Here is a 10,513-nt window from a genome sequence, read left to right as displayed (position 1 = left end):
CGACTTTGGGCGGTCAAAACGGGTCAATATTACTGCTTGGAAAGTAAGGCATCGGCCGGTAGAATTTGTTACAGCAAATTTCAGAATGACGACTAACATCACTGTCGATAAAATACGCGCTTTGTTTCAAGGGAAGGAAGAGGAGTTGGTGGAAGATTTAAGGGACGAAGAAGGAACACTCATACAACGAAAAAGAGAACGACCTGTCGAAACGGATTTCCTTAGTTTATTTAATGATTTTCGGATTTCTCTGAAAATTTAGGTTCTCAATCGCTTTGCTATGGCAAAAAATAACAAAGATAACCTATCACCTGAGTTGATTCGATTATTAAAAATCTTCGGAATTGGGTCTTTGGTTTTTGTTTTGATCATGTCTTTTTTCAATGAAAAAAGAGCAAACAATTCGGGAAAAGAACCAAGCCCCATGCATGTGGCAGATGCGGAAAGGATTTTTTTCAAGAATGTCTGATCGGCCTATTATGACATTGAAAGCAGAAGAGATGCAAAAATGACGGTTTATCGGCATGGAAAGCGTGCGAAAAACCCAGAGGAGCCAACCCTTGTTTTTTCTATCATTCTCAATCAAGTCAATGACGAAGCCTATATATTTTTAGAACCCAATTTTGAAGATCTTCCTATCCGTATGAAGTGGCTTGTCCCTGAAAAAAATCAGGAAGGGGAAATTGTTTTTGAGGGAGGTGATAAATTCGCCCATTTTGAATTTGTTCATAAAATAGCTCCTTTACTCATCGATAACGCCACTTTTGCAGTTTGGCAAGCAGGCAATTGGAAGCCATTGTGGACGGATGAAAAGGAAAAAAACGCAGTGTTGGTGACCATAGAAGATTATCAGAAGCTCATCAATCTTTTGGAGTGAATTTCGATTTTAAGTAAAAGGTTATTTCTTCTTTTCAGCGGAAAATTAACCGAATAAAATAAATTGACCCCAAACCTTGAAATATAAATCCTGGTCTGGGGCCAATCTTAGCTTATCAAAACATCACTTTTACACCTGCAAGGAAATTCGTCCCGGCTTGGGGATAGAAGAAATTTTCAGTAACCAATTCCCTTCCTGTCGTGCCTTCGAGAGGAAGGAAATAGCTGAAAGTATAGCCATTGGGCTCGTACATCTGATTGAAGATATTGTTCACCAAAAGCGTAAATTCAAGGTTTTTGACAAACCTTGGTCTCAATGCATAATTGAATCTGAGGTCATTGGTCATAAATGCATTCAGCATCCTGCTTTCATTTTGGGTATTATCCAAAAATTGATTCCCCACATATTTGTTGAGCAAGCTTACCTCAAAGTTTTTGAATGGTCTGAAATCAATGATCGCTGCACTGATGATGTTGGGTGAAAATGCAATGTTTGTATTGGTATGGACAATGACTTCCTGTCTAAAATCCTCTACGGAATAATCGTCGATGTATTCGGTAAACTCCTGGATTTTGTTCCTGCTCAAAGTCAGGTTACCTGCGATCGTCCACTTAGATGAAATCCTGTAAGCAGCATCCAACTCAATCCCTGCACGGAAGGAATTGGCCACATTTTCACGGATATAAGCCCCCACATCGTTCAGTTGTCCGGTCAATACCAATTGATTTTTGTACCGCATATAAAAGAAGTTGACGTTATAGCTCAATTTTCCTTTTTGGGTACGGATTCCTGCTTCAATATTCTGAAGATTTTCATGCTTGGGAGCTCGGTCTACCTGACTGTCTGTAAAGTCATTTCTGACCGGTTCACGGTTGGCAACAGCGTATGATGCATACCAGGTTTCACCGTTTCCAGTTTCATAGGACAAACCAAGTTTAGGATTGAAAAATCTGAACTGATAATCTCCCTCAATATCTCTCCTGTCATCATTGACTCCGACAAAAGAGTAATCTATTCCCCTGAATTGCATGTCTGCAAAAAGGAACAGGCCTTTCGAAGCTTCCAATGTGGCTTTTGCATAGAGGTTGACATCGTCTTTAATAGCCGTATTGTCATAGTACCGGTCACGAATCTGGGTGTTTCCAGCGGTTCCCATCCAGATGATTTCTCCAAAATGGTCACCGTCATAGCGGTTGGCTCCGCCACCGAAAATCACATTCCATTTTTCATCATCGGTAACATAATTGAAGGAGAAAACCCCACCAAAGAAATCATTGTCAAGCCACCTTCTTCTGATGATATCCGTTCTGGAGATCGTCTCTCCTCCGATCTGTATTGGGTCCAATCCATAATTGGATAGCCTGTCATTTTCCCTGAACTGCTCATAAAAACCGCGGCCGTAAGTGTAATGCAGTCCGGCATTTGCTTTCCAATTTCTACCCAAATTTCCTGTGTAAATCAGCTGGTAATGATCCTGTTGGTAATTATCGGTCTGGTTGTCGTAAGTATATGGATTGAAAGTCCTATTGGTTTGAAGCAAGGATTCAGGAACCCCCTCCCAGGCTTGATACGTTTGCTCATTTCCCGAAATGAGGTTCAGCTTGACAACATGGTTTTTCCCGTAATATCCACCTGTAAGGAAATAGGATTTCAGATCAGAAAAAGCCCTGTCGATAAATCCGTCCGAACTTATCTGTGACAATCTGGCATCAAAACCCCATCTATTGTTGATCAGACCACTTCCGATTTTGACCATGTGCCGGCGAGTGTTGAAAGAGCCAAAGGAATTGTCTATTTCTCCGTAAGCTTCTTCTTGGTGGCTGTCAGTCTGGATATTCATACTTGCCCCAAAGGTCGCCGCCCCATTGGTGGAGGTTCCTACGCCACGCTGGATCTGTATATTCTCTACTGAAGAAGCAAAATCAGGCGTATTCACCCAAAACACACCATGTGATTCGGCATCATTTAAGGGAATCCCATTGATGGTGACGTTGATTCTGGTTTGATCGGAACCTCTGATCCTCAATCCTGTGTAGCCTACTCCAGCCCCTGCATCCGAAAAACTGACTACCGAAGGAGTGAAATTGAGCAAAACCGGAATATCCTGACCGAGATTGAGCTTTGCTATATCACTTCTATCAATCATTTTGAAGGTAGTGGGAGTCCTCTCAGAAGCACGTGTGGCATAGACGATAAACTCCTCGGTAAGCAGACTGCTAGGAGAAAGTACAACCTGAAGTTCGGAAGGATATGGAAGATTGATTTCTTGAGAAAATGATTCGAATCCAAGGTAAGAGACCCTAATCGTATATTTTCCGTCAGGAATATTCCTGATTTCAAATTTTCCGGTAAGATCGGAATTGGAACCTCTACCTGTTCCCAAGAGCACTACATTGGCACCAATTAAGACTTCCCCTGAAGCGCTTTCAACAACACCCCGAAGGTTTGACTGCGCGAAGGCAGCCAAGGATACCAGCCAAAAGGCCAGCATAAATACTGATTTTTTCATTTATGATTTTGAAACATGCTGCGTAAGCAACATTTGGTTAAACATCAGAAAACCAGGGGAGATTTTCTGTTTTGTGTTTACCCTTTTACCCAAATCAAAAAATTGACATAGTGTATTGCATGCATGCTTGGAAAGGAATTTTCCTGTCCGGGACTAAATCCCCTATGGCCAATTTAATTATTTGAGTTACTCATTTCCCTTCGCCGGCACTACCCGGATCAGGTATTGTGGGTATGATCTCAGCCCGATTTGTTAAGGCACCCCTAATGATCTTTACGCAAATGTAATGGGAAAAGCACCACATGCAAAAACTTCTTTTGATCTTTTCTGGAATTATTCCTTTCGAAGGAAAAAGAAAAAAGCCACGGATTGGATCCGTGGCTGTGTTAATTATTTTATAGAAAATCGTTTTTTCTTTAATAGCTATTCCCAAGGGTTTTCAAATGGTTTACATGCGATGCAAAAGCCAATCTCATTTTGGGATGCTCGAGGTAAGGTATATTGTATTCTCTGCAAGTCTCTTTGATGATTTTGCTGATAGCAGGATAATGCACGTGGGAGATATTTGGAAAAAGGTGATGCTCAACCTGGAAATTCAATCCCCCAACCAGCCAAGAAATGATTTTATTGTCGGTTGCAAAGTTTGCAGTGGTCCTTAGCTGGTGAACCGCCCATTCGTCTTCGAGTTTATTGGATTCAGATGGTAAAGGGTATTCTGTTTCCTCTAAGGAATGTGCCAATTGGAAGACTACACTCAGGAAAACTCCTGTTGAAACCCCGAATACCAAGAATCCTACCAACCAAGGCAAAAATCCTACTGTGTATATCGGCAAAGCGATAAAGAGAAAGAGGTTGATGACTTTGAATCCCCAAAATGAAACATGGTCTTTCCAAGTCATTTTTTGGATAGGCACAGAGCCAACTCTTTTCTGTACATATTTTTTGTAATCCGTCACAAATACCCAATACAGGTATAAAAGTGAGTACACAAATAAAAAGTAGTGATGCTGGTATTTGTGGATTTTGTATTTTTTCTGGGTGGGGCACAATCTCAAAAATGGCCTCGCGTTCATGTCATCATCATGGTCGGCCACATTGGTAAAGGAATGATGGGCTACATTGTGCTTTGTTTTCCACATGAAGACATTGGCTCCAAGGAAATTGATAGTAACCCCAGCGAGGTCATTTACCCATTCTTTTTTGCTGAAGCTTCCATGTGCGCCGTCGTGCATGACATTGAATCCAATGGCTGATGCCAAACCTCCGAGCAAGATCGCTTCGAGAAGCCCAATGGCCCAAAATGGGGTAAAGAAAACAAGATGTATGTAAACTGCCACAAACATCACCACAAACAAGATGGCTTTGAAATAGAGTGAACCGTTGCCGGTTGGTTCTAAATTTTTTTCTGCAAAGTAATTTTTGATTCTTGACTTCAAATCGGCATGAAAGGAAGTTGCTGTGCTAAATCGAGGGGGACGCATATTGTATTTGGTATTAATTGTATTGACTCTTGAAACAAACTAGTTGAATGTCTGCAAGTTATTTACAAAGGTAGGTTAATTATAGTTAGTAATAATATTTTGAGTGACGAATGGTCGTTTGAAATGAAATTTAAACATTTTTTAAAAGGCAACTCCCAATTGCAAAGCAAATTCCAAGGAACCGGGATCATCATTGCCAAATCTTACCGGCATCGGCACTGTCACAAACCAACTGCTAAACTGACTTGTTTTGATGGTTTTGCTGATAACGGGTGTAAAGCCATACCTTCCTGAAGATTCAAACGACAACAAGGCATTGAGGTTCCATCCTTTTGGATAATGAAACTGAACACCTGGATTGAAAACCAGATTTGCCATCCGGCTCGAGCCTTCACTGAACTGGATCAAAGGGACCAATTCAAAGATAAATCCGGCTTTGTTGCTTTTTCCCATCAAAATAAACCCTGATGGGAAACCTATAACGTATCCATCACTGAAATTATTGGTGGTCTCTCCTCCACTGAATTTCACCAAAGGATTGAGCACACTAAAATATCCTGTCAATCTCGATGGTTCTGTGGGATTGGGTTTGTCCTGCGAAAAAGCTTGGTCAGAAAAAATCAATCCCAAGGCAAAGATCAGAATGATGGTTTTTTTCATTTTGGGTTAGTTTAAAAGTGTTTTTGAAAAACTAGGTAACAGACCGTTCCATAAGGTTTTATACTGGTTAAAGTCTTCAAAACTATTCCATAAATTACAATTTTATCCTGACAAAAATCATCCTTTGAAAAAATTTTGACTAATCCTCTGTTTTTGATTCTGACTCAAATCAATTTTTCGTGGATAAAATCTATGGAAAGTTGCATCCTTTCTTCCTCATTTCCGGATACGAAAGCAAAAGGAACTCCGGATTCCTGAAGGATTTTTTGGTAAAGGTCAAAGAAATATTTTCTCATAATAGGATCAGGATGCTCCCGTTGCGGGTCATCCTTCCAAGGAATATCGATGTCCGTCAATAGGTATAAATCGTATTTGCGGGTTTTGATCTGATCCTCAATCCATGGATGAACTCTTCCGTATCTATGATTACTCCAAACTTTGATCACATTCAGGTCGGTATCACACACCAAGAGCTCTTTGGATTTCAAGCCAAATTTATCCTCGAGACCAATCTGTCCCTTGGCAATTTCTGTCAGATCATCATAGGCGTAGGGTCGGTCCAGGTTGTCAAGGTATTCCCTCGCAAATTCGGGAACCCAAAGGCAGCCAAAATAACCTGCAAGATTTTCTGCCAAAGTGCTTTTTCCCGTGGATTCGGGACCGATGATGACAACTTTCTTAAGCATATGCTTTACTTTCTACTTTGGCGGATTTAATCCATGCAATCAATCCAATAGTGGCCAACACAGTGAAAAACAAAAACTGAAAAGAGGTCAACATCAGACCTTTGTAAAAATACAGAGGAACCGAAACGATATCTGTAATGATCCAAGCAATCCAATTCTCTACCTTTTTCTTTGCCATCAGCCACATGCCGACAAAAGCCGAACTCGTCGTAAATGAATCCCAAGCCGGCACATCGCTGTCTGTGAGATTGGACAACACCCAAAACAGAATAGCATATGATCCCAAAAAAAGCAAGATGGAATGAACGATGCCTTTTCTGTCGAGCCATGTTACAGGTAATTCCTCTTTTCCATCCGAAGGTCTGCTCCAGAGATACCAACCGTAGATCGACATGGCAAAATAATAAGCATTGATGCCCATGTCTGCATAAAGCTTATACTTCAGACAGATATAGACGTAAATGATGGTGCTGACCATCCCTGTGGGGAATACCAAGATATTTTTCTTGATCGAATAAAAGACACTTGCAATCCCAAAAAATACTGCAAAAGCCTCCAACCAAGTCATCTGCGCGACACCTTCTTTCATTCCCTCCCAAATCCATTGTAAATCCATATGGCGAATAAAGGTATAAAATGATAATCAGCGATGAAGTAAGGAATTTATTTCACCTTTGGAAATTTCTTGATCTCCAACAGGTTTTCCTTGACCAAGAATTCCTGAGCCGCTTTTTGGATTCTTTCTTTGGTCATGGACTCGATGGCCTTTTGACCTTCCAACAATGCTTCCCAAGGTAAGTCATACGTCCTTACGGCAGAAAGCTGACCAAGCCAATAATTATTGCGCTGGAGATTTTCTTCGAGAGATATCCTCCTTTTTTCCTTGACTTTGTTCAGATCTTCATCGCTTGGTCCGTTTTCCTGTATCGCTTTGACTTCCTCCCACGCTGCAGCTGTCAGCTTGTCAACCATATCCGGACTGCAGGGAAAACCTATTGAAAAAGAGAAATTCCCTACCGGTTGGATTCCCATGCTTCCGCTTGCTCCGACACCATACACGCCTCCGATCTCTTCCCTCAGCGATTCTATCAGCTTGATGGTCAGGATTTCTCCCAAATAGATAATGTCTGCGGCCTTTTTTCTGTCGTAAGTTGTCTCGCCGGTGAAAATTAAATTGACCTGACTCTTTTCGTCCGTGCCGACATAGATACTTTCAGACCTCCCTTTTGGGGTGCGGATGCCCAAATCCCTGTATTGGTCCAAAGCTTCAGGATTGGAAGGAAGACTGGCTATGTATTGTTCCAAAAGAGGTTTGAAGGTTTCCAAGTCTATATTGCCGGTAAAGAAAAATTCAAAATTGGCCGCATTGGCAAATCTGTCTTTGTAGATTTCCAAACCCCTGTCCAAATCAACCTTGTCCAAATCCTCCGGATCAAATATCGCAGCTGCCCGAGGATGTCCGTTTGCCAAAATTTTGCTTACCTGCTTTGAAAACTGGTAATCTGGATTCGCTTGGGCACTTGCCAATTGGATTTTTTGGTTGGCGATATAGACATCAAAGAGTTCTTGGTCTTTTCGCGGAGCGGTAAAATTCAAATGGATCAACTGCATGGCAGTTTCCATTTCCTTTGGTGAAAATGAACCGGCTATATTCTGAGAATACAAGCCGATGTTTGGCGTCACGGACACAGATTTCCCAGCTAAAACCTTCCTCAGGTCTGAAGGTGCAAAATCCCCTATCCCCATTACATTGATCAATACGCCTGCATAGTTGGCGGTATAATGGTCTTTTTCATCATATAGCGAAACGCCGCCTTTTCCTGTCGCAGAAAAAAGGATCTCATCATTTTTGAAATCTGTCGACTTTACAAAAACTTTTACACCGTTGGAAAGCAGGATTTCGTGGATATCAATGGATTCCACATACTTTGTTTCGGTGATTTTCCCGGGAATAGGAAGCTCTTGGATCAGTTTGTCGGCCAATAATTTTTCTGCATATGGTTCAATGTTCATCTGATCCACCGCATCAAACAAAGCCAAAACCTCACTTTCGGAAGGCAAATGTTCCTTTTCTGAATCAGGTGCTGTGATGACGATGACGCGGTTTTCGTCCCTCACCAATTGTTTGGCAAGTGCATTGACTTCTTCCAAAGTGATCTTTGGTATGATCTCTTTGTAAAACTCATACTTCCAAGCTTCTCCGTCAGCAAAATTCCCTTCCAAGAAATGGTTGACATACCTGTTGACGATGGACCGGGATTCGACTTTATCCATTTCCTTGTAGATCCTTTCAGCATTGTTGAGTACGGCACGCTTTACCCTGTCTAGTTCAGGCTGTGTAAATCCAAATTGTGCAACGCGCTCATTTTCTACAATCAGGGATTGTATGCCAGCCTCAATCTTTCCTGCAGCGACTACTCCCGAAGCTGAGAAATAATCCAGGTCACGGACAAAGTTACCATATCCTGTACCAGCAAAAATGAATGGCGCATCGGGCTTCTGTCTGATTTCATCCAATCTTTGGGTCAGCATCCCTCCATAAAAAGTCCTCAAAAGGAAATTTCGGTAATCTGCCTTGGTTTGGGTAGGAAGGGCTTTGTGCTTGTAAAAAAGCTGGATCTGGATTCCCGGAGCTTCTTTGTCAGTCACGATACTGACGAAGGTCTCCTTGTGCTCGGGAACTTCAAAAAGCTTTCTTTCTTTAGGATCGGCAGGGTTTTCAAGTTTTCCAAAATATTCCAAAATCAAAGCTTCCAATCTATCAGGATCTACATCACCGACTGCCACCACGGCCATGTTATCCGGCCGGTACCAATCCCTATAAAACCTTCTGATGGTTTCATAGTCAAAGTTTTGGACGATTTCCATTTTGCCGATCGGAAGCCTTTCTGCATAGCGGCTATTGTAGAACATGACCGGGAAGTATTGGTCACGCATCCGTTGGGTGTAACCCTGACCCGTACGCCATTCCTCCACGATAATACTTCGCTCGCTGTCGATATCCTCTTCTTTCATCAGGATTCCACCAGCCCAATCACTCAAAACCAAAAACCCGTTTCTCAGTTTTTCCTCATCATCCGAAGGAATCGGCAGGATATATACCGTCTCATCAAAACCCGTGTAGGCATTTAGGTCTCCACCAAATTGGATCCCGATGGATTGTAGATAGGAGATCAGCTCATTTTTTTCAAAGTTCTTGGTTCCGTTGAAGGCCATGTGCTCGGTGAAATGCGCCAAACCTAATTGGTCGTCTTCTTCCAGGATGGAACCGGCGTTGATGGCAAGTCGGAGTTCTACTTTGTTTTCGGGTTTTGGATTTTGTTGGATGTAATAAGTCAGTCCATTTTCTAATTTCCCGATCCGTACTCTCGGATCTAAGGGGACTTTTTGGTCCAGGTCATTTTGGGCAAAAAGGGAGAAAACAGGTAAAAAAAGGAATAAGACTAAATTATGGTATTTTTTGGTTGGCATCTTCATGGTTGTAATATTGGCTTTCCGACTATAAATCAAGTCAAAATTTTGGGAAATTGTTTTGCGAAGCTAAAAATGATAGGTCCAATTTAGGAGGGCTTTCTGTTTTATTTCTCTAATTTTAATTTCAGATGGGTTTTATTCCCTACATATTCGACATTCTAATAATTTTCATTCCATGAAGCAAATCATTTTGGTGGGAATCGGAGGAGGTGTTGGAAGTATTTTCCGCTACCTGATCAAGGTATGGACGGCAAGATTTTCTAATGAAATCCCCTTTGCTACTTTTTCGGCAAACATACTTGGTTGCCTGATTATCGGGCTTTTGATGGGATATTTTGCCAAGAATGAACACATTCCCAGCGATTGGTCATTGCTTTTGATCACAGGGTTTTGTGGCGGATTTACGACCTTTTCTACTTTCTCTTCTGAAAACCTGAATTTATTGCAAACAGGAAATTACCTCACTGCTTTGACATATATTCTTGGAAGTGTGGTTATTGGAATATTGGCTGTGTTATTGGGTTATGTGATGACGAAGTGAATTGGGCAATTGCAAGGAGAATTTACTAAGTAGGTTAAAAATTGTAAACAAAAGCCCTTCAATTGGTTTATAACCTATAGAAAAAGGAATATGAAAAATATATTGATCACAGGTGGTTCGGGTTTGGTTGGGAAAAAAATCACCCAACAATTGGAATCGGAAGGCTATGCAGTCGCTTGGCTAAGTAGAAATCCAAAGAAAAACTCACAAAAATCTTTTGCCTGGGATATTGAAAAAAACAGTATTGACCAGGCTTCCATTGAGTGGGCAGACGGCATTATCCAC

General features: G+C 41.4%; 11 protein-coding genes and 1 riboswitch. Of the genes, 5 read left to right on the top strand and 6 right to left on the bottom strand.

Annotation, left to right across the window (positions count from 1 at the left end; genetic code table 11):
* From ACZFYI_RS09345 to ACZFYI_RS09335, 3 genes are all read left to right on the top strand, one after another.
* The coding region (locus ACZFYI_RS09345) for a hypothetical protein (RefSeq protein ID WP_462523859.1) at positions 1-262 on the top strand (262 nt) is incomplete at its 5' end.
* Between the two features lie 18 nt (positions 263-280).
* On the top strand, positions 281-469 hold the full coding sequence (locus ACZFYI_RS09340; protein ID WP_462523858.1) for a hypothetical protein: 189 nt from the start codon (positions 281-283) through the stop codon (positions 467-469).
* Between the two features lie 39 nt (positions 470-508).
* Entirely contained in the window at positions 509-877 is a 369-nt protein-coding gene (locus tag ACZFYI_RS09335; protein ID WP_462523857.1) for a hypothetical protein, read from the top strand.
* A 115-nt stretch (positions 878-992) separates the two neighbouring features.
* Here ACZFYI_RS09335 and ACZFYI_RS09330 read toward each other — a convergent pair whose 3' ends face one another.
* The 6 genes from ACZFYI_RS09330 to ACZFYI_RS09305 all read right to left on the bottom strand — a co-directional run bounded on the left by ACZFYI_RS09330 (position 993) and on the right by ACZFYI_RS09305 (position 9,690).
* Positions 993-3,386 (bottom strand): TonB-dependent receptor, encoded by a 2,394-nt coding sequence (locus ACZFYI_RS09330; RefSeq protein WP_462523856.1) that lies wholly within the window; start codon positions 3,384-3,386, stop codon positions 993-995.
* A gap of 178 nt (positions 3,387-3,564) precedes the next feature.
* Positions 3,565-3,661: riboswitch (TPP riboswitch) on the bottom strand.
* A gap of 141 nt (positions 3,662-3,802) precedes the next feature.
* Positions 3,803-4,867, bottom strand: a complete 1,065-nt coding sequence (locus ACZFYI_RS09325) for a fatty acid desaturase family protein (RefSeq protein WP_462523855.1) — start codon at positions 4,865-4,867, stop codon at positions 3,803-3,805.
* Between the two features lie 141 nt (positions 4,868-5,008).
* Entirely contained in the window at positions 5,009-5,527 is a 519-nt protein-coding gene (locus ACZFYI_RS09320; RefSeq protein ID WP_462523854.1) for a hypothetical protein, read from the bottom strand.
* 164 nt (positions 5,528-5,691) lie between these two features.
* Positions 5,692-6,213 (bottom strand): AAA family ATPase, encoded by a 522-nt coding sequence (locus ACZFYI_RS09315; protein WP_462523853.1) that lies wholly within the window; start codon positions 6,211-6,213, stop codon positions 5,692-5,694.
* Positions 6,206-6,829: a nicotinamide riboside transporter PnuC gene (pnuC, locus tag ACZFYI_RS09310; protein WP_462523852.1), complete on the bottom strand. Its 624-nt coding sequence runs from the start codon at positions 6,827-6,829 to the stop codon at positions 6,206-6,208. The genes ACZFYI_RS09315 and pnuC overlap by 8 nt, the downstream gene beginning before the upstream one ends.
* A 47-nt stretch (positions 6,830-6,876) precedes the next feature.
* Positions 6,877-9,690, bottom strand: a complete 2,814-nt coding sequence (locus ACZFYI_RS09305) for a M16 family metallopeptidase (RefSeq protein WP_462523851.1) — start codon at positions 9,688-9,690, stop codon at positions 6,877-6,879.
* 172 nt (positions 9,691-9,862) lie between these two features.
* On the opposite strand from ACZFYI_RS09305, the gene crcB reads away from it, so the two are divergent.
* Both crcB and ACZFYI_RS09295 read left to right on the top strand, forming a co-directional pair.
* Complete coding sequence (gene crcB / locus ACZFYI_RS09300; RefSeq protein WP_462523850.1) at positions 9,863-10,228, top strand: fluoride efflux transporter CrcB; 366 nt, start codon at positions 9,863-9,865, stop codon at positions 10,226-10,228.
* A gap of 90 nt (positions 10,229-10,318) precedes the next feature.
* Positions 10,319-10,513 (top strand): NAD-dependent epimerase/dehydratase family protein (locus ACZFYI_RS09295; RefSeq protein WP_462523849.1); only part of this gene is annotated, 195 nt, incomplete at its 3' end.

The organism is Aquiflexum sp. (assembly GCF_977115555.1).
Note: the sequence above shows the minus strand (reverse complement) of the source record. Positions and strands in the feature narration are given on the sequence as shown.